We start from the raw sequence: 22,964 nt of genomic DNA, 5'->3' as shown, positions 1-22,964 counted from the left end.
GATTAGCTCCCCAACGCGCGACCCGTCTCCGGATCGTGACCTTGATGCCGGCGGACATCGGTCCGCCCACTGTCTGCTTGCCCGCGGCCGCCCCGACCCTCGCGGCGCGCCCCGATCACCGGCGGCAAAACCATGCCGGCCTGGATGCTATCGGCAGCCACGCCGCCGACTTGATGGAGCCCGTCGACACAGGCCCCGCAATCATCCTGGCCCGATTCCTGCTAGACACTCGGGCACACGGCAGCCAGGCCGCAATTCCTGGAATCAGGGTAGCTTGAGTGAACCATGGACACTCGGACGCGCATCACAGCTTGCACCTCCCGGATCGGCCGCGGATCGCGCCGCGCCGTCGCCATGCTGGCCGTCACCGCCGTGCTCTGGACCGGGGCCGCGGGCGCGAATGACCGGCAATCGCTGGACGAGATCCGCGAGGCCGTAACAGAGCACGCGCGCGCGAAGCTCGCGGAAGGGAGCAACAGCACCGTGGAAGTCAGCCGCGTGGACCCGAGGCTGCGGCTGGCGCCGTGCGGCGAGCCGCTGGAGACATTCGAGCCGCCGGGCCGTGGCGGTCGGTCACGGGCCACCGTCGGCGTGCGCTGCCACGCCCCGAGCCCGTGGACACTGTATGTCTCGGTGCGCATCGAGACCATCAAGGATATCTTCGTCGCGGCCCGTACCATCCCGCGCGGCACCCTGCTCACGGAGTCGGACCTCACCCGCGTGGAGCGCAACGTCAATCGACTCACCCGGGGCTACTTCACCGATGCCGAGCAGCTCCTGGGAATGGAGGCCAGCCGCCCTCTGCGGGAAGGCGAGATCATCACCGCCGGGCGCATCGACGCCCCGCGGCTCGTGGAGCGCGGGCAGACCGTGTTGATCACCGCGAGCGGCTCGGGAGCCAGCATCAGCATGAGCGGCGAAGCCCTGCAGTCGGGCGCCCTCGGGGATCGCATCCGGGTACGCAACAACTCCTCCGAGCGTGTTGTCGAAGGAGAAATTGTGGCCGACAGCCGGGTTCAGGTGGGATACTGATGCGAGGCGGCCATCGAACCCGTATCCGGGACTCAAGTTTCACCGTAAGGTGCCGATAGGCACTGGAAACCGGGGAACCGCATGGGGCCCCGGAGCGCATTAACGACAGGAGCGACCTCATGGCGAACCCGATAGACGGCAGTGGACGGCCCACAGGTAACCCGTTGCAGGAGGCACGGGGCAACCGCCAGGTCCAGCAGCAGCTCGATCCCTCGCGGGAGAGCAACACCCAGGGCGACAGCGCCCGGAAAGTCTCCTCCGGTGAGTCGGAGCGCCTGCAGTCCGTCCGCGAGGCCATCGACCAGACGCCGGAAGTGGACCGCGAGCGGGTCGATGCATTGCGCGAGCAGATTGCCAACGGCGAGTACCCGTTGAACGCCGAGAGCATCGCGGATCGATTCGCCGAGCTCGAAGGCCTTCTGGAGAGCTGAGCGGTGACTGATCCCCGCAGCGATCTGGACCAGCTCCTCCACGACCAGCTGGAGCGCCTCGAGGCGCTCAACCAGCTGCTCCAGGACGAGCAGACGGCGCTGGTGGCCCGGGACATGGAAGCGCTCCCCGGCCTTCTCAGCCGCAAGGTGGAGCTGCTCGGGGCCGTGGAGGCCGACGAGCAAAGGCGCGTCCAGCTGGCCGCGGCGATCGGCGACGACCACGGCGAAGCAGGCATGGAGGCATGCCTGGAGCGCATGCCGGACCCGGACGCCGCGCGCAGGCGATGGCACGACCTGGTCGAGGCCCTGCGGCAGTGCCGTGCCCTGAACGACGCCAACGGCCGCGTGATCCAGAAGCAGCAGACCGGCGTCCAACGCACCATGGAGCTGCTCCAGGAAGATACGTCCGCCTCATCGGCGTACGGCCCGGACAACGCCTCCGAGCCCTCGCCGGGGGGCGGGCGCGAGATCAGCCGCGCCTGACATCCCCACGCCGTTCCATTCCCACCGGGCGTCCGTGCCTGCCCTGCCCGGGCTCCGGGCAAAAAGCCCGGATTACCGCCTTCGCAGCCGACGCATAACGCCCGTAACAGCAAACAGCAGAATCATCCAGAATCCCAGCGAGATCACCCCCGACCAGAAGACGTAGGACTCCGTCGTGAAGCCGAACCCGTACCGGATGACGATGTCCGGGCAGGTATAGGCGAGCCAGTCCATGAACGTGCCGCCCGGCCACAGCAGGATCTTCTGCCAGGGGGACAAGGGAAGAGTCTCGAACACGGCGTTCCCCGCGATGCGGTCAGATGCCTTCCATGATAACGCGCGTAACCGCCCTCATGATCGCGAACCCTGGCTGCGGGCGAACCGCGCCGCGGCGAGCAGCGCAACCAGGAAAACCGCCCCGAGCCCGACAAAGCTCCACTGGAATGCAGCGGCATAAGCCGTGCGGTAGACGGACACCGGCAGCCCGGCCAGGACACCGTCCGCGGCGGCCAGGGCGTCGGCATCCAGAACGCGCGCCTCCCGCAGCGCCCGCCAGTCCAGCACCAGGGACAGGCTCGTCACGCCCAGCGCGCCGCCGAGCTGCTGGGCGAAGTTCAGGGCCCCCGCCCCCGGTGCCGTCCGCCGCAGCGGCAGCCGCGACAGGGTGCCGGTGTGGATCGAAGGCATCCCGAGGCCCAGCCCGACACGCCCCAGCGCCGCCCACAGGGTCACCGCGATCACGGTGGTCTCGGGCCCGGCCATGCCCAGGGCCACGCAGGACGACGCCATGATCACCAGGCCGATGACAATGGGCACAACCACCCGGATCCGGTCCGCCAGATGGCCGCCGAGGGGGAACATCGCCGCCATCACCAGCCCCGCCGGCATCAGGGCGAGGCCGGCCATGGTCGGGCTCAGCCCCTGGACTTCCTGGATGAACAGCGGAATCAGATAGGTCGAGCCGAACAGCCCCGCGCCGAACAGCAGCGCCATGACCGAGCCGGCCGCAAACCCCGGAACCGCGTACAGCGACGGGTCCAGCAGGGGGGATCGTGTCGTCCTCTGGCGCACCACGAACACGGCCACGGCAACGAGCGCCCCCGCAAGAACCGGCAGCACCGGCCACTCCAGCCACCCCAGCCGCTGGCCGCTGACCATGGACCAGAGGATCCCCGTCACGCCGGCGCCCAGGAGCACAACGCTGGGCCAGTCCAGGCGCACGCGGCGGCCGGCCGCCCTGCCCCGCGGGACATAGACCAGGGACAGCAAACCGCCCAGAAGTGCCGTCGGCACCGGCAGCAGCATCACCGCCTGCCAGCCCGTCAGATCGACCAGTACGCCGCCCATGGCCGGTCCCACGGCGGGTCCCAGGATCACGCCCAGGCCGAACAGGCCCACGCCCAGCCCCCGCTGGTGTGGCGGGAAGACCTGGTAGATGAGCGTAATCGCCATGGGCTGCAGCAGGCCGGCCACCGCCCCCTGCAGGATCCGCGCGACAATGACGAGCCACAGCTCCGCTGCCCAGACGCCCAGCAGGGACGCCGCGACGAACACGGCCATGCCGGCCACGTACACCCGCCGCATGCCGAAGCGCTGCAACGCCCAGGCATTGAGGAGAATGGCGGTGGTCATGGCGGCCAGAAAGCCGGTGGAGAGCCAGTGGGCCCGGCTCTGGCCGACATCGAACGCGCGCATGACGTCCGGGATGGCGACGTTCACGACGGTGGTCGCCACCGCGGCCGACAGCGTACCGAGCATGACCGTGGCCAGGGCCAGCCACTTGTAGCCGGGCCCGTGCCGCCGGAATAAGCGCCTGACTTCGTGGTACACCGTTTCTCCGTCCTGTTGGATGGCAGTAGATTACCGGCAATGACTACTGGATGCTCCGAACGGCGCTGGCTTATCGCGGACATCGGCGGCACTCATGCGCGCTTCGCCGTCATCGAGCATACCGGGCTCATCGGGCTCGCGTACGGATACACGCCGCACCAGCCAGCGGCGCATGCCCTTCACCGTATTCGGTAGCACTCGCCGCTGGCGGGCGCGCGGATTGCGACGCGCGCCACCGGCGCTGGCACCAGGGCAGATCAAGAGAAGGTGTACAAGAGGAAACAGGAATTCGTCGGGGCCGGAAACCGGCGCTCTGCGCCTGCGGGCGATGGACCCGCGGGACGCTACCCCGGACAAGCAAACGCCCCGCAATGCGGGGCGTTCATTCCTTCATTCGTTTGGTGGAGCCAGGCGGGATCGAACCGCCGACCTCCTGCATGCCATGCAGGCGCTCTCCCAGCTGAGCTATGGCCCCTCGACAACGCTGCGCATGATAGGCAGGCCGCCCATGATTGTCAAACACCGCGCAACGGCGGCGCGTCTCATCCGGCCGCCTGGCCCTGCTGGTCAATGAATTGCAGGGCCGCGTCGATCCGGGCCAGCGAGCGGTCGCGGCCGAGCAGCTCCAGGGTCTCGTCGATGGGCGGCGACACCGGGCCACCGGACAGCGCCACGCGCAGGGGCTGGGCCACCTTGCCCAGCTTGAGGTCCAGCGACTCCGCCACACCGGTGACGGTCTCGTGCAGGCGCTCCCGCTGCCATTCGGGGGCTGCAGCCAGGGCTGCACGCAAGGCTTCCAGGGCCGGCCGCGTATCCGCCTTGAGATTCTTCCGTGCCGCCTTGTCGTCGTAGCTCTCCGGCATGCGGTAGAAGAACAGGCTGTTCCGGGCCATCTCCACCAGGGTGTGCGAACGCTCCCGCTGGGCGACCACGATGTCCTCCAGGGCCGGGCCCTGGGCCGGGTCCACGCCCAGCTGCCCCATGTGCCAGCTCAGGTGCCGGGCGACATGCGCGGGATCCATGGCCTTCATGTACTGCTGGTTCAGCCAGTTCAGCTTAGAGACATTGAGCGCCGAGGCCTTGGCGTTCAGGTCGTCGATATCGAACAGCTGGATCATTTCGTCCAGGGAGAAGATCTCCTGGTCGCCGTGGGACCAGCCCAGGCGCACCAGGTAGTTGAGCACCGCCTCGGGAAGATAGCCTTCATCCCTGTAGCTCATGACGCTCACCGCACCGTGGCGCTTGGACAGGCGCTTGCCGTCCTCGCCCAGGATCATGGGCACATGCGCGTACACCGGCGCCTCCACCCCGAGGGCGTGCAGGATGTTCACCTGGCGCGGCGTGTTGTTGAGATGGTCGTCGCCGCGGATGACATGGCTAATCCCCATGTCCATGTCGTCGACGACCACTGTCAGATTGTAGGTCGGCGAGCCGTCGGTGCGGGCGATAATGAGGTCATCCAGCTCCGTGTTGCTGAACGCCACACGTCCGTGCACGCGATCATCAACCACCACCTGGCCTTCGAGCGGATTCCGGAAACGCACCACGTACGGCGCGTCCGGCGACGGCGGCTCGGTGAGGTCGCGGCACTTGCCGTCGTAGCGCGGCTTCTCCTTGCGCTTCTGCTGCTCCTCCCGCAGCGCATCCAGGCGCTCCTTGGAGCAATAGCACTTGTAGGCCTTGCCCTCGTCCAGCAGGCGCTGGATCACCTCCCGGTAGCGGTCGAAGCGCCGGGTCTGGTAGAACGGGCCCTCGTCGTACTCCAGGCCGAGCCAGGTCATGCCCTCGAGGATCGCGTTCACCGACTCCTGGGTCGACCGTTCCTGGTCGGTATCCTCCACCCGCAACACGAAGCTGCCGCCGTGCTTGCGGGCATACAGCCAGGAGAACAGCGCCGTACGGGCGCCGCCGATATGAAGATAGCCCGTGGGACTGGGGGCAAAACGCGTCTTCACGGTCATGCGGACGATCCTTTCTGCACTCGCTGGAAAGAGCGCGCATGATACCAGAGCACGCGCCCGTACCGCAGGTGCAGCGTTGACACCACCCGCTCCCCCGCCTAGAATTCCCAACCTCAAAGCGGGCGCGTAGCTCAGCGGGAGAGCACTGCCTTCACACGGCAGGGGTCGGTGGTTCAATCCCACCCGCGCCCACCACGAATATCAAGGGCTTGCAGCATCGCTGCAGGCCCTTTTCTTTTTGGCGCACACCATTCCGGAGACAGCAACCTGCAGATAGGCATTTGCTACGACCCGCCATCCTCAGTAGCGCCGCACAGCGCCAGCTACTCCCCGATGTCGCCGAAATCCCCGTGCCGGCCCTTGCCGCCGGCAAAGCCGGCCGGCGCCGGAAACGCTCTCCTGGGAGAGCACGCCGATGCTGTTGTACCACTCCCGGCGCAACCCCTCGCGCACGGGTTGCCCGTGCACTCGCCGATCACCGGCAGCGCGTGCTCACGGGACACCAAGCCGCGGAATCGCTTCTCGCCTGCGCGCGGAAATCCGCCATGACCGTGATCCCTTGGATTCCGTGACCGGCGCCCGCATCTATGCGGCCGATCCTATTTCGTGATTGGCCACCCGCTGCTCGGAGAGACGACCGATGACTGAACGACTTCGAACCCGCATCACGGATCGCGGCGAATGGCCCGACGATTCCCTGCGCTCGTTGCGGACCGCCGTGGAGCAGGAACTTGCGCGACGCACGAGCGCATCCGCGAGGTCAGACGACGACGAGCTCGAGACCCTGGAGCAGCGCCTCCTGCGCGAGGCCCGGCGCTACCGGAACGGCAGTGCTGCCATCCGCGGCTAGCGCCGTCGTCTAGCGCAGCCGACGACGAGTCACTTGCCCGATGCGCCCCTGTTGCGCCGCCGCAATCTTCAAAGGTTCCGTGGCCTGAATCGGATCCCGTATCAGGGGAACGAAAGCGACCCTGATCGCGTGCGGCGCATTACCATCGGGCGGTCCGTCTCAAGCTGGGGTGCACGCAAATCAGCAGTATCAACACACGCCCAGCGATCTTGGTGCTCTCTTGCATGAATTAATGCAATGTTATAACGTATTTTTCGATTTACCGGGCAAGTCCGGACTGAGCCAATGGAACGCATCAATACACGTATCGCGGGCCGCACACCATCACACCCGAGCACATTGAAGCCATGCCCTTCGCTACACCAGACGTAGCGCGACGGAAGCGCCTCCGGGCGCCGGCACAAGGCATCGCCTGCTAGCGCGTGCGCATGATCCGGCCGGTTCGGTAGGTCACGAAAAAGATACGATATAACGTTCTTTTATTTGTTGAAAAATCCATTCCAGAGGAGACCAAGTGATGGCTGCCAGGAAACGCCGCGCTGATCCGCACCACGGAAGACCTCTAATGCATCGCGCAGGGCTGGTCTGCGCCCTTCTGTCGGTCCTTCCCCTCGCCCAGGCCGACGAACCGGAGACCGCGGGCAGCGCGGTGCTGGATCCGCTCGAGGTCACCACCGGCGTTCCGGCACCCGGGGATCCGGCCATTCAGGCCGCGAGCATTGATGTGCTCGAGGGCCGCGAGAAGGAGCGCCGCGAGCGCGCCAGTCTCGGCCAAACCCTCGAGCACCTGTCGGGTGTTTCAACCGTGACCGCCGGCAACAACGTCGGCAAGCCGGTGATCCGTGGGCTCTCCGGGAACCGGGTCCGGATCCTCTCCGACGGCATCGCAGTGGATCATCAGCAGTTCGGCACGCGGCACAGCCCGAACGTAGACCCCTTTCTGAGCGAGCGCATCGAAGTCGTCCGTGGTGCATCCAGCATCCTTTACGGATCCGACGCCCTCGGCGGGGTTGTCGACGTCAAGCCCCTGGCGCTGGGCTTCAGCGAGGATGGCGCCCGCCGTGTGAGCGGCGACACCCTGGTTGGCTTCGGCTCCAACAACGAGCAGTGGGATACCGGGCTGCGGCTGCGCTCCGAGGGACCGGCCTGGAGCTTTGTCGGCGCCGTCGTGCGGCGCGACGCCGGCAATACCACCACGCCCTCGGACCCGGTGTTCTTCCCGCCGCCCCCGGGCCCCGGCCGGCAGGACGAACCCGCGTACACCGGAGAGCTCGACTTCACGGACTTCGAGCAGACCACCGGCCAGGTCGGGGTCGGCTACCAGGGCGATTTCGGCACCGTCTCGCTGCGCTACACGGGCTGGCGCAACGAGCACAACTTCCTGCTGCCGCCTCCCGCCGGCAATCTGCCGCCCGGTGCGGGTCCCGAGGGGATCGGCCAGAGCCTGGAGAACGACGAGCTCCAGCTGCGCGGCGAGCTGCCCGCGGGCGAGCGCTGGACGCTACGCCCGATTCTCGCATGGCAGAACAATCTGCGCCGGTCCAACGCCGCAGGCACGCCGCGCAGCGAGCTCTTCGACGGGACCATCGACGTCGAGTTCGACCAGTACACCGCCAGGCTGGAGGCCGAGCACGGGCTGCTCGGCGTCTTCGATGCGGGGACGCTCGGCATCGAGTATCGCTACAAGGAGCAGGAGTCCCGCGGCACCACCCAGCTGACACCGGGCGGCGAGCGCACGAATATCGGTGCGTTCGCTTTCGAGCAGCGCACGATCGGCGCTCTGACGCTTCAGGGCGGGTTGCGCTTCGACTTCATCGAGACCGTGGGAGACGAGCACAGGACGCGGGCGCCGACGCCCTTTTCCGGGCACGCCAGCAACGACTACCGGGTCACCACCGGCTCCCTGGGTGCGACCTACGCGCTCACGCGGGAGCTGACGCTGGCGGCCAACGCGTCCCGCGGCTTTCGCGCACCGACGCTGTTCGAGCAATTCGCCGACGGCGTCCACGGCGGTGTTGCCGCTGTCCAGCGCGGCAACCCGGATCTCGATCCGGAGCGCTCGCTGAACACGGATCTCGGCCTGCGCTGGCGGTCCCCGCGTATCTCGGCGAGCGCGACGGTGTACCGCAACCGGATCAATGACTTCATTTTCCTTCAGGACACGGGCGCCTCGGCGCCGAACGGCCTGCCGATCTTCGTCAACCGGCAGGCGGACGCGACCCTCAAGGGCATTGAGCTCCAGGGCAGCGTCAAGATCACCGAGACCGTGGAGCTGTCCGCCGGCGTCGATCTCGTCGATGGCAAGAATGAGCGCACCGGGGAGGAACTCCCCCTGCTGCCGGCGGACGCGTTCCGCGTGGAGGGGACGTGGTCGCCCCGCAGGCTTCCGTTGAACAACCCCTACATCCGTGTCGGCATGCGCTACAACGCGTCCAAGGACGCGGCACCGGGGGAGCCGTTCGCGCAGTTCGACGATGCCCCGTTCGGCACGGCATCCACGGACAGCTACATGGTCTACGACCTGGGAGCGGGCTTCGAGATCCCCGGCCCGGGCACCCGGCCCGCTCGTCTGGATCTGGAGGTGCGCAACCTCACGGACGAGAGCTACCGGGACTTTCTCGATACCTACAAGGGCTATGCCCTCAGTCCCGGTCGCAATGTAAGCGTGCAGCTGCGGGTGCCACTGTGAATCGAGGGCAATGATGAGCCCCGATTCGAGGGCTGCCTTATCTGCCGCGCAGCCACAGAAAACTTGATCGACGTCGGGTGAATATCGGAGCAGGTAGCGGGCAAAAAGTGGGGGAGGCTCCGAAAAGTGGGGGAGCCTCCCTTCTGAAGATGGCGCGCCCGGAAGGATTCGAACCTCCGACCGCCTGGTTCGTAGCCAGGTGCTCTATCCAGCTGAGCTACGGGCGCCTTGTTGAGCGGCGATGATTATGTCGAACGGCCGGCGCGGAGTCAACGCGCTGCCCCCGGAACCCGCTCGTCCACCGCCGAGAACTCGAATCAGCTCCTCATCGAACCCGAATCCGTTGATCATCGAGGGTTCGAATCGACTTCTTCGTGAACTTCCCTGAGCAGGGCCTACGGCCCTGCTCAGGGAAGTTGGCGGAGAGGGAGGGATTGCTGCGGCGCTCGCGCGCCTTGCCCTCCGGGTCGTTGCCGCTGCGCGGCAACGGGCTACTCCGCTTCGCTGCGTAGTCGAACCCCAATTCGTCGATTATCGAGGGTTCGAATCGACTTCTTCATCGAACTTCCCTGAGCAGGGCCTGCGGCCCTGCTCAGGGAAGTTGGCGGAGAGGGAGGGATTCGAACCCTCGATGGGCAGTACCCATACTCCCTTAGCAGGGGAGCGCCTTCAGCCACTCGGCCACCTCTCCGTTCGGATCCTCCGGCGGCAGCGATTGCCTGCATGGCCACCGGAGCGCGGTAGAGTACGGGATTTGGCGTGATGGGTAAACCCGTCCGGCGCCGCCTCCCGTACCCGGTACCGTCAGCCGGTTGTCGGCGTGCTTTCGTCTTCGTCGCCCTCATGCTGTATCCGCTCGTAGATCTCCTCACGATGGACGGAGACGTTCTTCGGCGCATTCACGCCGATCCGCACCTGATTCCCTTTTACGCCGAGGACAGTCACCGTTACCTCGTCGCCGATCATCAGGGTCTCGCCAACCCGCCTGGTTAAAATCAGCATTGCCTCACTCCTACATTCCGCTGGCATCCGCGACACCGGCAGCCCATGCCGCCGGCGCTGCCACGCAGGTGCACACCCGTTGCGACGAGGCATCGCCTCACCGCTGCTCCCTGTCCTGCGTGGACCTGCGGTATTCCTCACGAGTTCAACGGCTGGCGTCCCTCACAACCGTCACCTTCAGCTAAGCACTCAATGTCACCACACTTCCCGGAAACACCGTTACGCGGCATCTCTCACCTCCGGGATACCGGGCCACGCACCACCCATGGCCCGGTGCTGGGCGATTCACCCTCCGTGAACCACCTCAGTTCCTGCCCTCGACCTGCACGCTGGCGTCTTCGTCATCCAGCTCGAACGCCGTGTGCAACGCACGCACGCCCAGCTCGAGGTACTTCTCGTCGATCACCACGGAGATCTTGATCTCCGAGGTGGAGATCATCTGGATGTTGATCCCTTCCCGGGCCAGCGCCTCGAACATGGTGCTGGCCACGCCGGCGTGGGAGCGCATCCCCACCCCGACCAGCGACAGCTTGACGATCTTGGTGTCGCCGAAGACCTCCCGGGCTCCGAGCTCGTCGTTGATCCCCTGGAGGATGCGAAGGGTCTTCTCGTAGTCGTTGCGATGGACGGTGAACGTGAAGTCCGTCAGCCCGCTCTGGCTGATGTTCTGGACGATCATGTCCACTTCGATGTTGGCCTCCGAGATGGGCCCCAGGATGCGCCCGGCGATGCCCGGCTGATCCGGCACACCCAGCACCGTGAGCTTGGCTTCATCGCGGTTGAACGCGATTCCGGAAATCAGCGGCTCTTCCATGGTTTCATCCTCATACGTAATCAGCGTCCCGGGCCCCTCGCCGAAGGAGGACCGCACCCGGAGCGGCACATGGTACTTGCCGGCGAACTCCACCGCGCGGATCTGGAGGATCTTGGAGCCGAGGCTCGCCATCTCCAGCATCTCCTCGAAGGTGATCCGCTCCAGCCGCCGGGCCTTGGGGACCACCCGCGGGTCCGTGGTATAGACGCCGTCGACATCGGTATAGATCTCGCACTCGTCGGCCTTCAGCGCTGCAGCCAGGGCCACCGCGGTGGTATCCGAGCCGCCGCGGCCAAGCGTGGTGATGGCCCCGTTGGAGTCCACGCCCTGGAAACCCGCGACCACGACGATGCGCCCTTCCTGGAGGTCCTGCGTCACCACCTTGGCATCGATCTCCTGGATCCGGGCCTTGCTGTGGGCGCTGTCCGTGAGAATCTTCACCTGTCCGCCGGTGTAGCAGCGGGCCCGGTATCCCTGCTTCTCGACGGCCATGGCGAGAAGGGCGATGGTCACCTGCTCGCCGGTGGAGAGCATCATGTCCAGCTCCCGCGCCGGCGGATCCGGGTTCATCTGCTTGGCAAGCTCGATGAGCCGGTTCGTCTCGCCGCTCATGGCGGAGACGACCACGACCACGTCGTTACCGGCCTCCTTGGTCTTGATCACCTTGCGCGCGACCTCCTCGATCCGCTCCACGGAGCCGACCGAGGTGCCGCCGTACTTCTGAACGATCAAAGCCATCAGTCCATTTACCTGTTCACGGGTGGCCCGCCCCAGCGGCCACCATGGGCGTCAGTGCAGCCGCTGCCGCACCCACTCCGGCACCGTCTTCATCGCTTCGGGCAGGTGCTCGGGATCGCTGCCGCCGGCCTGGGCCATGTCCGCCCGGCCGCCGCCGCGCCCGCCGACCTGCTCGGCCACGGCATTGACCAGCTCACCGGCCTTGACCCGGTCGGTGAGATCGCTGGTCACACCGGCCACCAGACGCACCTTGCCGCCGTCCACGGCGGCGAGCACCACGGCGGCACTGCCGAGCTTGTTCTTGAGCTGGTCCACCGTCTCCCGCAGGGCCCGCGCATCGCCGCCGTCCAGGGTCGACGCCACGACGCGGACGCCGTCCACGTCCACGGCGGAATCGGCCAGGTCGCCGCCGGCCTGGCTGGCGAGCTTCTGCTTGAGCCGCTCCAGCTCCTTTTCCGTCTGGCGCTGGCGCTCCAGGGTCTGCTCCAGCCGCACCGGGACATTCTCCGGGCTCGCCCGCAGCAGGTCCGCCACGGCCTGGACGGTCCGCGCCTGCTCCTCGACCCATTCCACGGCGCGAGCGCCCGTGACGGCCTCGATGCGCCGCACGCCGGAGGCCACGCCCCCTTCCTCGACGATGCGGAACAGGCCGATATCGCCGGTGCGGTGCACGTGGGTCCCGCCGCAGAGCTCCGTGGTCAGCTCGCCGAAGCGCACCACCCGGACGTCATCGCCGTACTTCTCGCCGAACAGCGCCATGGCGCCCATGTCGATGGCCTGCTGGTACGGCATCACGCGGATATCCGCCGGCTCGTTGGCCCGGATGCGCGCATTGACGATCTGCTCGATGCGCTGCAGCTCCTCGGTGCTCACGGGCTCCGGATGGGAGAAGTCGAAACGCAGCCGCTCCGGCGCCACCAGCGACCCCTTCTGGTGCACGTGCTGCCCCAGGCGCTCCCGCAGCACCGCGTGCAGCAGGTGCGTGGCGGTATGATTGAGCTGGGTGGCGGCGCGTCGCTCGGCGTCCACCGCGGCGTGCAGGGACTGCCCCACCTCCAGCACGCCCTCGGCGACGCTGCCCAGGTGGCCGGTGGCACTGCCCTGCTTGACGGTATCGTCCACCTGGAAGCGGGCGCCCGGCCCCTGCAGCACGCCGGTGTCGCCCACCTGGCCGCCGGCCTCGGCGTAGAAGGGCGTGCGGTCCAGCACCACCATGCCCTTGTCGCCCGCCTCGAGGCGGTTCACGCTCCGGCCGTCGGCGAACAGGGCCACCACCGTACCGGCGTCCTGGAGCTGGTCGTAGCCGGTGAACCGGGTCGAGGCGTCCACTTCCGCGCCCCCGGCATGATCGGCACGGAAGCGGCTGGCGGCCCGGGCGCGCTCGCGCTGGGCCTCCATGTGCTCCTCGAAGCCCTCCATGTCCAGGGTCAGCTCGCGTTCCCGGGCGATATCGGCGGTGAGGTCCACCGGGAAGCCGTAGGTGTCGTAGAGGCGGAACACCGTCTCGCCGGGGATCTCCGCGCCCCGCAGGTTCGCCAGGTCGGACTCCAGCAGCTTCAGGCCCTGCTCCAGCGTCTCGTGGAACTGCTCCTCCTCCCGCCGCAGGAGGCGCTCCACCTGGTGCTGGCTCTCCGCGAGCTCGGGATAGGCCGCGCCCATCTCGTCCACCAGCGGCTGCACCAGGGTATGGAAGAACGGGCGCTCCTGGCCGAGCTTGTAGCCGTGGCGCACGGCGCGGCGGATGATCCGCCGCAGCACGTAGCCGCGCCCCTCGTTGGCGGGGAACACGCCGTCGGTGATCAGGAACGCGCAGGCGCGGATGTGGTCCGCGATGACCTTGAGGGAGCTGTTCTCCAGGTCCTCCGGGACACCAGTGGCGCTCGCGGCCGCGCGGATGAGGTTGCGGAACAGGTCGATCTCGAAGTTGCTGTGCACGCCCTGGAGGATGGCGGCCAGGCGCTCCAGGCCCATGCCGGTGTCGACGCACGGGCGCGGCAGATCGGTCAGTGTCCCGTCGGCCGCCCGGTCGTACTGCATGAACACCAGGTTCCAGACCTCGATGTAGCGGTCGCCGTCCTCCTCGGGCGTCCCGGGCGGCCCGCCCGGGACCTCCGGCCCGTGGTCGTAGAAGACCTCCGAGCACGGCCCGCAGGGACCGGTATCCCCCATGGACCAGAAGTTGTCGTGGGCGCCGATGCGCGAGAAGCGCTCCGGGGGTACGCCGATCTCCTCCAGCCAGATGCGCGCCGCCTCGTCGTCTTCCTCGAAGACGGTCACCCACAGCTTCTCCGGCGGCAGGTGGACCACCTGCGTGAGGAACTCCCAAGCGTAGTGGATGGCCTCACGCTTGAAGTAGTCACCAAAGCTGAAGTTGCCGAGCATCTCGAAGAACGTGTGGTGGCGGGCCGTATACCCCACGTTCTCCAGGTCGTTGTGCTTGCCGCCGGCGCGCACGCAGCGCTGCGCCGAGCAGGCGCGCACGTAGCCGCGGTCCTCCCGCCCCAGGAACACCTCCTTGAACGGGACCATGCCCGCGTTGGTGAACAGCAGCGTCGGATCATTGGCCGGCACGAGCGGGCTGCTGGGCACGACCTCGTGGTCGTGCCGGCGGAAATAGTCGAGAAACGCGCTGCGCAGCTCGGCACTGGTGATGGTCATGAATGGTCAACCTGCCTTTGCAAGACCGCGATCGCCACCGCGGTGGTTCCGTGTCACTCGTCCGTGCGCGCGTCCAGTACGCGATACACCTGCTCGGAGCTGAAGCCCCGGGAGGCAAGGAACCGGGCCTGCCGCGCCCATTCCCTGCGATCCGCAGGCAGGTTTTCGCCGAACCGTCGGCTGCGGGCCAGCCGCGCCTGCTCGATCCAGTCGACGTCCTGCCGGTCCAGGTACTGGCGCGCCAGGGCTTCATCGATCCCGCGCTCGGCCAGGGCCGCAATGATCTTCAACGGCCCCTGCCCCTGCTCGCAGCGCTGGCGCACGAACGCTTCCGTGAAGCGGTCATCGCTAAGATACCCTTCGCGGAACAACCGGTCCACAACGTCGTTGACGACGTCACCGGAAAAGCCGCGACGGGCCAGCTTCTGCGCCAGCTCGCGCGAGGCATGCTCCCGGCGGGCGAGCAGCCGCACGCCGGTCTCGTAGGCCTCCTCGGGATTGTCGTCATCCGTTTCCATGGACCGGGGATGCCGCCATCAGGCCTCCGCTTCGGAGGTGGATTCCTGGTCGTCCTCGGCCGCCGCCTTGCCGGGCAGCAGCACCTCCCGCAGCTTGGCCTCGATCTCGTTGGCCACCTGGGGGTTGTCCTTGAGGAAAGCGCGCACGTTGTCCTTGCCCTGGCCGATGCGGTCGCCGTTATAGCTGTACCACGCGCCTGCCTTGTCGATGATGCCGTGCTTGGCGCCCAGGTCGATGAGCTCGCCCTCCCGGGAGATGCCCTCGCCGTAGAGGATCTCGAACTCCGCCTGCTTGAACGGCGGCGCCATCTTGTTCTTGACCACCTTGACCCGGGTCTCGTTACCGACCACCTCGTCGCCCTTCTTGATCGAGCCGATCCGGCGGATATCCAGGCGCACCGAGGAGTAGAACTTGAGCGCATTGCCGCCGGTGGTGGTCTCGGGGCTGCCGAACATCACCCCGATCTTCATGCGGATCTGGTTGATGAACACCACCAGGGTGCCGGTGCGCTTGATGTTGCCGCTGAGCTTGCGCAGCGCCTGGGACATCAGCCGCGCCTGCAGGCCGACATGGGAGTCGCCCATCTCCCCCTCGATCTCCGCCTTTGGGGTCAGGGCCGCCACGGAGTCGACCACGACGACGTCCACGGCGCCGGAGCGCACCAGCATGTCGGCGATCTCCAGTGCCTGCTCACCCGTGTCGGGCTGCGAGACCAGGAGCTCGTCCACGTCCACGCCGAGCTTGCCGGCGTACTCCGGATCCAGGGCATGCTCGGCGTCCACGAAGGCCGCGGTGCCGCCGGCCCGCTGGGCCTCGGCAATCACCTGCAGGGTCAGCGTCGTCTTGCCGGAAGACTCCGGCCCGTAGATCTCCGCCACTCTGCCGCGGGGCAAGCCGCCGATGCCGAGCGCCATGTCCAGGCTCAGCGAGCCCGTGGAAATGGCGGCCACATCCTTGACGGCCGCGGCATCACCCATGCGCATCACCGCGCCCTTGCCGAACTGCTTCTCGATCTGTCCGAGGGCAGCCCCGAGCGCCTTCTTGCGGTTCTCGTCCATTGTTCGACCTCTGGCTTGACAGGCACGCCGAAGGGTGGAAGCACCACGCTTCCACCCGTGATTCACCGCCGGGCATTATTCCATACTCACCCGACCCCTCCCACCCCCGACGAGCCGGGCAGGGACCACCGGCCGACGGGCTCGTAGACCGCGCCGGCGGGCTCCGTGCGCGAGCGCATGAGCACGAAGTCGTTGAAGGCAATGGTGATCGGCGCGCGCAGCTCGCCCCCGCCGCGGCGGGCCCGGCGGGCCACGGTGAGATGGGGATGCCAGATGCGGGCATCGAACGGCAGCTGCGCTTCGCGCAGGCGCCGGGCGAGCTCGGCGCGCAGCGCCTGCGCGGCCGGCGGCACCTCCTCGGGGACGAGCACGCGGGCGCGCGAGCGCGGCCAGTAGGCGAGCTCCGAGAAGCACAGCGCGAACGGCGATGCGGCGATCTCGTCGGCCACGGCCCGGACGGCCGTCTCCTGGTCGCCGTCGAGCTCGCCGAGGAAGACCAGGGTCACGTGCAGGTTACTCTCCGGCAAGGGGCGCGCCGCCGCCAGGTCGTCGGGCAGGCTGCACGCGATGGCCTGCCGCCCCCGGGCATCCGGTTGCAGGGCGAAGAACAGCCGGGCCATGGTCACTCCAATTGACGCAGCACTCCCTCCAGCGCCGTTGCCACCGCCGCGCGCCGGACGGCGTCGCGATCACCGGGAAACCGCTCCACCCGCGAGATCAGGAACCCCGACGCCAGCGCCCAGCCGAACCACACCAGGCCCACGGGCTTGGCCGCCGTGCCGCCGTCGGGGCCGGCGACGCCGCTCACGGAGACCGCCACGTCGGCGCCGCTGCGCTCCAGGGCCCCGGCGGCCATGGTGCGAACGACCTCCTCGCTCACCGCCCCGTGGCGTGCCAGCGTCGCCTCGGGAACGCCCAGGAGCTGCTGCTTGGCGCCGTCGGAATAGCTCACCACCGCCTGCTGGAACCATGCCGAGCTGCCGGGGACGTCGGTGATGACCTTGGCGATCCAGCCCCCGGTGCAGGACTCCGCCGCCGTCAGCACCTGGCCGGCCGCCTCCAGGGCCGCCCCGGTCCGCCGCGCCAGCGCCTCCAGCTGCCGGTCGTCGGGTGGCTGGGCGGTGTCGGCGTAATCCATGGCTCCCGATCCACGTTGCAGGGTCTCAGGACAGACTCTAGCATAGCGCTCTCCGGTTCCCCGACCCGAACCCGACCTCCGGCGGACAACCATGACCGATGCTGGCGCGCGCCAACACACCCCCATGATGCAACAGTACCTGCGCATCAAGGCGGAGCACCCGGACATCCTGGTGTTCTACCGCATGGGCGACTTCTACGAGCTGTTCTACGACGACGCCCGCCGCGCCGCCGAGATCCTGGACATCACCCTGACCGCCCGCGGCCAGTCGGCGGGCGAGTCCATTCCCATGGCCGGCGTCCCCGTCCATGCCGTGGAGAACTACCTGGCGCGCCTGGTCCGGCGCGGGGAATCCGTGGCCATCTGCGAGCAGATCGGCGACCCGGAGACCAGCAAGGGCCCGGTGGACCGGCAGGTCACGCGCATCGTCACCCCCGGGACGCTCACCGAGGACGCCCTGCTGAACGAGCGCGAGAGCAATCTGCTGGTCGCGTTCGCGGCCGGCAGCAAGGGCTACGGACTGGCGGCGCTGGAGCTGTCCAGCGGGCGTTTCACCGCCCAGGAAATCGACGACGACGAGGGCCTGCTGGCCGAGATCGAGCGCCTGCGGCCGGCGGAGCTGCTCTACGACGAGGACCGCCCGCTGCCGGCGGGGCTGGCCGAGCGCCGGGGCCTGAGCCGGCGCGCGCCCTGGCACTTCGAGGAGGACACCTGCCGGCGGCTGCTCACCCGCCAGTTCGGCACCCGCGACCTCTCGGGGTTCGACTGCGATCACCGGCCACTGTGCATCCGCGCCGCCGGGGCCCTGCTGCAGTATGTCTCGGAGACCCAGCGATCCGCCCTGCCCCACGTCGCCGGCATCACCGTCGAGCAACGCGACGAGGGCATCGTCATCGACGCGGCCAGCCGCCGCAACCTGGAGATCGAACACAACCTCGCCGGCGGCACGGACAACACCCTGGCGGCGGTGCTGGACACCACCCGCACCGCCATGGGCAGCCGCCTGCTGCGGCGCTGGCTCCACCGCCCGCTGCGCGACCAGGCCCGCATCCGCGCCCGCCACGACGCCCTGGACGAGCTCGTCGCGCGCCGCCGGTACGACGGCATCCGCGGCATTCTCCACGGCAGCGGCGACGCCGAGCGCATTCTCGCCCGGGTGGCGCTGCGCTCCGCGCGGCCGCGGGACCTGGAGGCCCTGCGCCACGCCCTGGAGCGCCTGCCGCAGCTGCAGGAGGCCCTGAGTGATACCGAGGGCAGCGAGCTCGCGGCGCTGGCCGATGCCCTGCGGCCCCACCCGGAGACGACGGACCTGCTGCGGCGCGCGCTGGTGGACAACCCGCCGGTGCTCACCCGGGACGGCGGCATGATCGCCGCTGGCTACGATGCCGAGCTGGACGAGTTGCGCGGGCTCAGCAGCAACGCCAACCAGTTCCTGGTGGACCTGGAGGCCCGGGAGCGCGAGGCCACCGGCATCGCCACGCTCAAGGTGAGCTACAACCGTGTTCACGGCTACTACATCGAGGTCACCCGCGCCAACGCCGAGCTCATTCCCGGGCACTACATCCGGCGCCAGACCCTGAAGGGGACCGAGCGCTACATCACGCCCGAGCTCAAGGAGTTCGAGGAGAAGGTTCTCAGTGCCCGGGAGAAGGCGCTGGCCCGGGAGAAGGCGCTCTACGACGAGCTCCTGGAGGCGCTGAACGAGCGCCTGGCGGAGCTGCAGTCGGCCGCCGCCGCCCTGGCCCGGCTCGACGCCCTCGCCTGCCTGGCCGAACGCGCGGACGTCCTCGACTACAGCCGCCCGGAGCTGCGCGAGACCCCGGGCCTGTCCATCGAGCAGGGCCGCCACCCGGTGGTGGAGCACACGCTGGAGTCGGCGTTCGTGCCCAACGACATGCACCTGGACGACGACAGCCGCATGCTCGTCATCACCGGCCCCAACATGGGCGGCAAGTCCACCTACATGCGCCAGGTCGCCCTGATCACCCTGCTCGCCCATGCCGGCAGCTTCGTGCCCGCCCGACAGGCCGCCCTGGGGCCGGTGGACCGCATCTTCACCCGCATCGGCGCCTCGGACGATCTGGCCAGCGGCCGCTCCACGTTCATGGTGGAGATGACGGAGACGGCCAACATCCTCAACAACGCCACGGACCGCAGCCTGGTCCTGCTGGACGAGATCGGCCGCGGCACCAGCACCTTCGACGGCCTGTCCCTGGCCTGGGCGGCGGCGGCCTGGCTGGCCGACCGGCTGCGCGCGTTCACCCTGTTCGCCACCCACTACTTCGAGATGACCACGCTGCCGGAGCACTACCCGACGGCGCGCAACGTCCATCTGGACGCGGTGGAGCACGGCGAGCAGATCGTGTTCCTGCACGCCGTCCGGGGCGGGCCCGCCAACCAGAGCTACGGCCTGCAGGTGGCCGCCCTGGCCGGGGTACCGAAGGCGGTCATCGAGACCGCGCGCAACAAGCTGGAGGACCTGGAGCGGGAGACCCAGCGGCGGGGCGAGCCGGCCGCGCAGCTGCCGCTGTTCGCACCGGCCCCGGAGCCCGGCCCGGCGGAGACCCGGCTGCGCGATCTCGACCCGGACACGCTCACCCCGCGCCAGGCACTCGACCTGGTCTACGAGCTGAAGGGACTCGTGACCACGGACGAAAAACGCTAGACTGTGCGGCCGGGCGCCGGCGCCTGCGCGGGCCGCCGCTGCGACTTCGCCCCGCCGCCCGACCAGTCAACCGGCCTGTGATCGGCGCGTGAGTCCCCCGCGCGAAGATCCGGGCCGCTATTGCGAACACGATTATGGAGTCATCGCATGACCTTTGTCGTCACGGAAAACTGCATCAAGTGCAAGTACACGGACTGCGTCGAGGTCTGCCCCGTGGACTGCTTCCACGAGGGCCCGAACTTCCTGGCCATCGACCCGGACGAGTGCATCGACTGCACCCTGTGCGAGCCGGAGTGCCCGGCGGAGGCGATCTACTCCGAGGACGACCTGCCCGACGAGATGAGCCATTTCCTGGAGCTCAACGCCGAGCTGGCCCAGCAGTGGCCGGTGATCACCGAGCAGAAGGACCCGCCGGAAGACGCCGAGGAGTGGGACGGCAAGAGCGGCAAGCTGGAGCTGCTGGAGCGCTGATACGCCGGCGGCTCCCGTCCCGGCGTCCTCTTTCCCGAGAGCGCACGATCAGCTGTCGCCGTCCAGGCGGGCAGCGAGCTCGTCGGGGGGCACGTAGCCGCGATGGACCGTGCCGTCCTCGGCCACGATGGTCGGCGTGGCATTCACGCCCAGGCTCCGCGCCAGCTCCAGCTGGCTCTCCACCGGATTGTCGCAGTCCCGCCGCTCCATCTCGCCGCCGCCCTTGGCCCGGTCCATGGCGGCGCGGCGGTCGTCCGCGCACCACACGCTCACCGCCTTGTGGTACGAGCCCGATCCCACGCCGGCCCGCGGCATCTGGATGTAGCGTACGGCGATGCCGCGCTCCAGGTACGCGTCCATGTTCCGGTGGAATCGCCGGCAGTACGGGCAGTCGATGTCGGTAAACACCGTGACCGTGTGCCGGGTCTCGCCGTCGGGCCGGTAGACGATCATGTTGTCCTCGCCGTGGGCCTCGATGCGCTCGCGGCGCAGCTGCCGCTCGGTCCCGGCGGAGATGGACTCCCGGGTCTCCAGGTCCATGACGTCGCCCTGGATCAGGTAGCGGCCGTCGGCGGAGATATAGGCGATCTGCCCCTGTACCACGATCCGGTAGATCCCGGGCAACGGCGACGGCTCGACCCGTTCCGGCTCGAGCTGCGGATTGATGGCCTGCAGGCGCTCGGTGATGCGCTCGGTGACCTCATCCAGGTCGTCGTCGCCCGCCGTCTGCGCCGACACGGGCGCGGCCGCCAGAACGAGCGCGACCAGGATGCCGGGCAATGCCATGGAACGCACCATTGGCTCTCCTCGTTTGCGTTGCGGCAGCGGTCAGCCGCGCGGGTGGTGCTCCGCGTGCAGCTCCTGCAGGCGCTGCCGCGCCACGTGGGTATAGATCTGCGTCGTCGACAGGTCGCTGTGACCGAGGAGCAACTGTACCACGCGCAGGTCCGCGCCGTGGTTGAGCAGATGCGTGGCGAACGAGTGACGCAGGGTGTGCGGCGACAGCTGCTTGCTGATGCCGGCGGTGACGGCGTGCCGGCGGATGCGGTACCAGAAGGCCTGGCGGGTCATGCCGCCGCCGCGGCCGGTGACGAACACCGACTCGCATACCCGCCGGCCCAGCAGAGCCGGTCGCGCCGTGGCGTGATAGTCCGTGAGCCACTCCAGCGCCGACTCGCCCAGCGGCACCAGGCGCTCGCGGTCGCCCTTGCCGATGACCCGGACCACGCCCTGGCGCGTGTTGACCTGGGACAGCCGCAGCCCCACCAGCTCCGAGACCCGGAGGCCGGTGGCATAGAGCACCTCCAGCATGGTGCGGTCGCGCAGCCCCACCGGATCGCCGGTCTCGGGCGCGGCCAGCAGCGCCTCGACCTCCGTTTCCGTCAGCGCCCCCGGCAGGGCCTGGCCGATGCGCGGCGACTGCACGTCAGCCGTGGGATCCCGGCTGATGCGCCCCTCCCGCACCAGCCAGCGATAGAAGCGGCGCAGGCTGGACAGCAGTCGCGCCGTGCTGCGCGGGCGGGCGCCGGCCTGGACCCGCTCGGCCAGGTAGGCCAGCACGTCCGCCCGGTCCGCCGAGTCGACGGCCCCGGCCCGGCGGCCCGCAAGCCACCGGGCGAACGCCGTCAGATCGCTGCGGTAGGCGCGCAGCGTGCCCTCGCTGAGCCCGCGCTCCAGCCACAGGGCATCGAGGAACGCCTCGATCCGGTCCGTGCCCGGCGGATCAGGCGCTCGCGCCGCTGTCGCCTCCGGTGCCGCCACTGCTGCCGCTCCTCTTGAGGATGTCGCCGACGGACTGCATCAGGTCCATGGGCATGGGGAAGACGATGGTCGAGTTCTTGTCCTGGCCGATGGTCGTCAGCGTCTGCAGGTAGCGCAGCTGAATGGCCTGGGAATTCTGGGACAGGATGTTGGCGGCGTCCTGCAGCTTCTGGGCCGCCTGCATCTCGCCCTCGGCGTGGATGATCTTGGCCCGCCGGCTGCGCTCCGCCTCCGCTTGCTGGGCGATGGCGCGGATCATGCTCTCGTCCACGTCCACGTGCTTGATCTCGACATTGCTTACCTTGATGCCCCAGGCATCGGTGTGCTCGTCCAGGATCTCCTGGATGTCCTGGTTCAGGCGGTCGCGCTCCTGGAGCATCTCGTCGAGATCGTGCTTGCCCAGCACCGAGCGCAGGGTGGTCTGCGCCAGCTGGCTGGTCGCGGCGAAGAAGTCCTCGACGTTGATGACCGCGCGCTGGGCATCCACCACGCGGAAATAGACCACTGCGTTGACGCCCACGGAGACGTTGTCCTTGGAGATCACGTCCTGGCTGGGCACGTCCATGACGATGGTGCGCAGGTCCACGCGGACCATCTGCTGGATGAGCGGGATGACCAGGATCAGCCCGGGCCCCTTGACCCGCCAGAAGCGTCCGAGCTGGAACACGACCCCACGCTCGTACTCGCGCAGGATGCGAATGGCCGAGGCCACGAGCGCCACCAGCGCCGCGCCGATAATGAGCAGAATGGTTTCCATGGGCTTCTCCTTGGTATTCGCTGGTAACCGCCACCCGCCGCATTCATTCTGCGGTCAGCATGCTGGACACCGTCGGTGCCGCTGGCGTTCAGCATACTCCGCGCCGT

Annotated in this window: 20 protein-coding genes and 4 tRNA genes; 8 read left to right on the top strand and 16 right to left on the bottom strand. The window is 68.3% G+C overall.

All coding sequences use genetic code 11. From position 1 onward, the window contains the following. Window positions 1-285 precede the first annotated feature (285 nt). From flgA to QWY84_RS10200, 3 genes are all read left to right on the top strand, one after another. Entirely contained in the window at window positions 286-1,032 is a 747-nt protein-coding gene (gene flgA, locus QWY84_RS10210; RefSeq protein WP_290202480.1) for a flagellar basal body P-ring formation chaperone FlgA, read from the top strand. Window positions 1,033-1,151: 119 nt separating this feature from the next. Then, on the top strand, window positions 1,152-1,463 hold the full coding sequence (gene flgM / locus QWY84_RS10205) for a flagellar biosynthesis anti-sigma factor FlgM (protein ID WP_290202479.1): 312 nt from the start codon (window positions 1,152-1,154) through the stop codon (window positions 1,461-1,463). A gap of 3 nt (window positions 1,464-1,466) precedes the next feature. Next, entirely contained in the window at window positions 1,467-1,946 is a 480-nt protein-coding gene (locus QWY84_RS10200) for a flagella synthesis protein FlgN (protein ID WP_290202478.1), read from the top strand. A gap of 72 nt (window positions 1,947-2,018) precedes the next feature. Here QWY84_RS10200 and QWY84_RS10195 read toward each other — a convergent pair whose 3' ends face one another. The 4 genes from QWY84_RS10195 to gltX form a co-directional block, all read right to left on the bottom strand. Beyond that, window positions 2,019-2,243: a hypothetical protein gene (locus tag QWY84_RS10195; RefSeq protein ID WP_290202477.1), complete on the bottom strand. Its 225-nt coding sequence runs from the start codon at window positions 2,241-2,243 to the stop codon at window positions 2,019-2,021. Window positions 2,244-2,297: 54 nt separating this feature from the next. Next, the gene (locus tag QWY84_RS10190; RefSeq protein ID WP_290202476.1) at window positions 2,298-3,776 is read right to left on the bottom strand and encodes a DHA2 family efflux MFS transporter permease subunit; all 1,479 of its coding nucleotides are present in this window, start codon (window positions 3,774-3,776) and stop codon (window positions 2,298-2,300) included. A 399-nt stretch (window positions 3,777-4,175) separates the two neighbouring features. Beyond that, a tRNA-Ala gene (locus tag QWY84_RS10185) sits at window positions 4,176-4,251 on the bottom strand. A 67-nt stretch (window positions 4,252-4,318) separates the two neighbouring features. Beyond that, window positions 4,319-5,737: a glutamate--tRNA ligase gene (gltX, locus tag QWY84_RS10180; RefSeq protein WP_290202475.1), complete on the bottom strand. Its 1,419-nt coding sequence runs from the start codon at window positions 5,735-5,737 to the stop codon at window positions 4,319-4,321. A 120-nt stretch (window positions 5,738-5,857) separates the two neighbouring features. Here gltX and QWY84_RS10175 point away from each other — a divergent pair. The 3 genes from QWY84_RS10175 (at window position 5,858) to QWY84_RS10165 (ending at window position 9,276) form a co-directional block, all read left to right on the top strand. Further along, window positions 5,858-5,932 (top strand) — tRNA-Val (locus QWY84_RS10175). A 445-nt stretch (window positions 5,933-6,377) separates the two neighbouring features. Beyond that, window positions 6,378-6,587: a hypothetical protein gene (locus tag QWY84_RS10170; protein WP_290202474.1), complete on the top strand. Its 210-nt coding sequence runs from the start codon at window positions 6,378-6,380 to the stop codon at window positions 6,585-6,587. Window positions 6,588-7,152: 565 nt separating this feature from the next. Next, window positions 7,153-9,276: a TonB-dependent receptor plug domain-containing protein gene (locus QWY84_RS10165; RefSeq protein WP_290202473.1), complete on the top strand. Its 2,124-nt coding sequence runs from the start codon at window positions 7,153-7,155 to the stop codon at window positions 9,274-9,276. 150 nt (window positions 9,277-9,426) lie between these two features. Here the strand turns inward: QWY84_RS10165 and QWY84_RS10160 are convergent. The 9 genes from QWY84_RS10160 to pncC all read right to left on the bottom strand — a co-directional run bounded on the left by QWY84_RS10160 (window position 9,427) and on the right by pncC (window position 17,203). Then, a tRNA-Arg gene (locus QWY84_RS10160) sits at window positions 9,427-9,503 on the bottom strand. A gap of 375 nt (window positions 9,504-9,878) precedes the next feature. Further along, window positions 9,879-9,967: transfer RNA gene (locus QWY84_RS10155), tRNA-Ser, on the bottom strand. Window positions 9,968-10,080: 113 nt separating this feature from the next. Next, window positions 10,081-10,278: a carbon storage regulator CsrA gene (gene csrA / locus QWY84_RS10150; protein ID WP_290202472.1), complete on the bottom strand. Its 198-nt coding sequence runs from the start codon at window positions 10,276-10,278 to the stop codon at window positions 10,081-10,083. Between the two features lie 304 nt (window positions 10,279-10,582). Then, window positions 10,583-11,830: an aspartate kinase gene (locus QWY84_RS10145; RefSeq protein ID WP_290202471.1), complete on the bottom strand. Its 1,248-nt coding sequence runs from the start codon at window positions 11,828-11,830 to the stop codon at window positions 10,583-10,585. A gap of 51 nt (window positions 11,831-11,881) precedes the next feature. Beyond that, window positions 11,882-14,488, bottom strand: coding sequence for an alanine--tRNA ligase (alaS, locus tag QWY84_RS10140; protein WP_290202470.1), 2,607 nt, complete (start codon window positions 14,486-14,488; stop codon window positions 11,882-11,884). A gap of 53 nt (window positions 14,489-14,541) precedes the next feature. Next, on the bottom strand, window positions 14,542-15,006 hold the full coding sequence (locus tag QWY84_RS10135) for a regulatory protein RecX (protein ID WP_290202469.1): 465 nt from the start codon (window positions 15,004-15,006) through the stop codon (window positions 14,542-14,544). Between the two features lie 18 nt (window positions 15,007-15,024). After that, window positions 15,025-16,065 carry a recombinase RecA gene (gene recA / locus QWY84_RS10130; RefSeq protein WP_290202468.1) on the bottom strand — a complete coding sequence of 347 codons (1,041 nt, stop codon included), beginning with the start codon at window positions 16,063-16,065 and terminating at the stop codon, window positions 15,025-15,027. An 86-nt stretch (window positions 16,066-16,151) separates the two neighbouring features. Further along, window positions 16,152-16,685 carry an RNA 2',3'-cyclic phosphodiesterase gene (gene thpR, locus QWY84_RS10125; RefSeq protein WP_290202467.1) on the bottom strand — a complete coding sequence of 178 codons (534 nt, stop codon included), beginning with the start codon at window positions 16,683-16,685 and terminating at the stop codon, window positions 16,152-16,154. 2 nt (window positions 16,686-16,687) lie between these two features. Further along, window positions 16,688-17,203 carry a nicotinamide-nucleotide amidase gene (pncC, locus tag QWY84_RS10120; protein WP_290202466.1) on the bottom strand — a complete coding sequence of 172 codons (516 nt, stop codon included), beginning with the start codon at window positions 17,201-17,203 and terminating at the stop codon, window positions 16,688-16,690. A 91-nt stretch (window positions 17,204-17,294) separates the two neighbouring features. On the opposite strand from pncC, the gene mutS reads away from it, so the two are divergent. Both mutS and fdxA read left to right on the top strand, forming a co-directional pair. Then, window positions 17,295-19,868: a DNA mismatch repair protein MutS gene (gene mutS, locus QWY84_RS10115; protein WP_290202465.1), complete on the top strand. Its 2,574-nt coding sequence runs from the start codon at window positions 17,295-17,297 to the stop codon at window positions 19,866-19,868. A 147-nt stretch (window positions 19,869-20,015) separates the two neighbouring features. Beyond that, entirely contained in the window at window positions 20,016-20,339 is a 324-nt protein-coding gene (gene fdxA / locus QWY84_RS10110; RefSeq protein ID WP_290202464.1) for a ferredoxin FdxA, read from the top strand. 48 nt (window positions 20,340-20,387) lie between these two features. Here fdxA and QWY84_RS10105 read toward each other — a convergent pair whose 3' ends face one another. Genes QWY84_RS10105 through QWY84_RS10095 form a run of 3 tightly spaced genes read right to left on the bottom strand, consistent with a single transcriptional unit; the run spans window position 20,388 to window position 22,857 of the window. Beyond that, on the bottom strand, window positions 20,388-21,137 hold the full coding sequence (locus tag QWY84_RS10105) for a DsbC family protein (RefSeq protein ID WP_290202463.1): 750 nt from the start codon (window positions 21,135-21,137) through the stop codon (window positions 20,388-20,390). Between the two features lie 30 nt (window positions 21,138-21,167). Next, on the bottom strand, window positions 21,168-22,100 hold the full coding sequence (gene xerD / locus QWY84_RS10100) for a site-specific tyrosine recombinase XerD (RefSeq protein ID WP_290202462.1): 933 nt from the start codon (window positions 22,098-22,100) through the stop codon (window positions 21,168-21,170). After that, entirely contained in the window at window positions 22,063-22,857 is a 795-nt protein-coding gene (locus tag QWY84_RS10095) for a slipin family protein (protein ID WP_290202461.1), read from the bottom strand. The genes xerD and QWY84_RS10095 overlap by 38 nt, the downstream gene beginning before the upstream one ends. Between the last annotated feature and the right edge of the window lie 107 nt (window positions 22,858-22,964).

It is taken from the genome of Aquisalimonas lutea, from assembly GCF_030409225.1.
GTDB classification, from domain to species: Bacteria; Pseudomonadota; Gammaproteobacteria; order Nitrococcales; family Aquisalimonadaceae; genus Aquisalimonas; species Aquisalimonas lutea.
This window is presented reverse-complemented; position numbering and strand designations above follow the sequence as displayed.

What these genes read in the sequence shown, in the direction of transcription:
- flgA (WP_290202480.1), top strand. Translation starts at nt 286, where the DNA reads ATGGACACTCGGACGCGCATCACAGCTTGCACCTCCCGGATCGGCCGC.
- flgM (WP_290202479.1), top strand. Translation starts at nt 1,152, where the DNA reads ATGGCGAACCCGATAGACGGCAGTGGACGGCCCACAGGTAACCCGTTG.
- gltX (WP_290202475.1), bottom strand. Translation starts at nt 5,737, where the DNA reads ATGACCGTGAAGACGCGTTTTGCCCCCAGTCCCACGGGCTATCTTCAT.
- QWY84_RS10170 (WP_290202474.1), top strand. Translation starts at nt 6,378, where the DNA reads ATGACTGAACGACTTCGAACCCGCATCACGGATCGCGGCGAATGGCCC.
- QWY84_RS10165 (WP_290202473.1), top strand. Translation starts at nt 7,153, where the DNA reads ATGCATCGCGCAGGGCTGGTCTGCGCCCTTCTGTCGGTCCTTCCCCTC.
- csrA (WP_290202472.1), bottom strand. Translation starts at nt 10,278, where the DNA reads ATGCTGATTTTAACCAGGCGGGTTGGCGAGACCCTGATGATCGGCGAC.
- QWY84_RS10145 (WP_290202471.1), bottom strand. Translation starts at nt 11,830, where the DNA reads ATGGCTTTGATCGTTCAGAAGTACGGCGGCACCTCGGTCGGCTCCGTG.
- alaS (WP_290202470.1), bottom strand. Translation starts at nt 14,488, where the DNA reads ATGACCATCACCAGTGCCGAGCTGCGCAGCGCGTTTCTCGACTATTTC.
- QWY84_RS10135 (WP_290202469.1), bottom strand. Translation starts at nt 15,006, where the DNA reads ATGGAAACGGATGACGACAATCCCGAGGAGGCCTACGAGACCGGCGTG.
- recA (WP_290202468.1), bottom strand. Translation starts at nt 16,065, where the DNA reads ATGGACGAGAACCGCAAGAAGGCGCTCGGGGCTGCCCTCGGACAGATC.
- thpR (WP_290202467.1), bottom strand. Translation starts at nt 16,685, where the DNA reads ATGGCCCGGCTGTTCTTCGCCCTGCAACCGGATGCCCGGGGGCGGCAG.
- pncC (WP_290202466.1), bottom strand. Translation starts at nt 17,203, where the DNA reads ATGGATTACGCCGACACCGCCCAGCCACCCGACGACCGGCAGCTGGAG.
- mutS (WP_290202465.1), top strand. Translation starts at nt 17,295, where the DNA reads ATGACCGATGCTGGCGCGCGCCAACACACCCCCATGATGCAACAGTAC.
- fdxA (WP_290202464.1), top strand. Translation starts at nt 20,016, where the DNA reads ATGACCTTTGTCGTCACGGAAAACTGCATCAAGTGCAAGTACACGGAC.
- QWY84_RS10105 (WP_290202463.1), bottom strand. Translation starts at nt 21,137, where the DNA reads ATGGTGCGTTCCATGGCATTGCCCGGCATCCTGGTCGCGCTCGTTCTG.
- QWY84_RS10095 (WP_290202461.1), bottom strand. Translation starts at nt 22,857, where the DNA reads ATGGAAACCATTCTGCTCATTATCGGCGCGGCGCTGGTGGCGCTCGTG.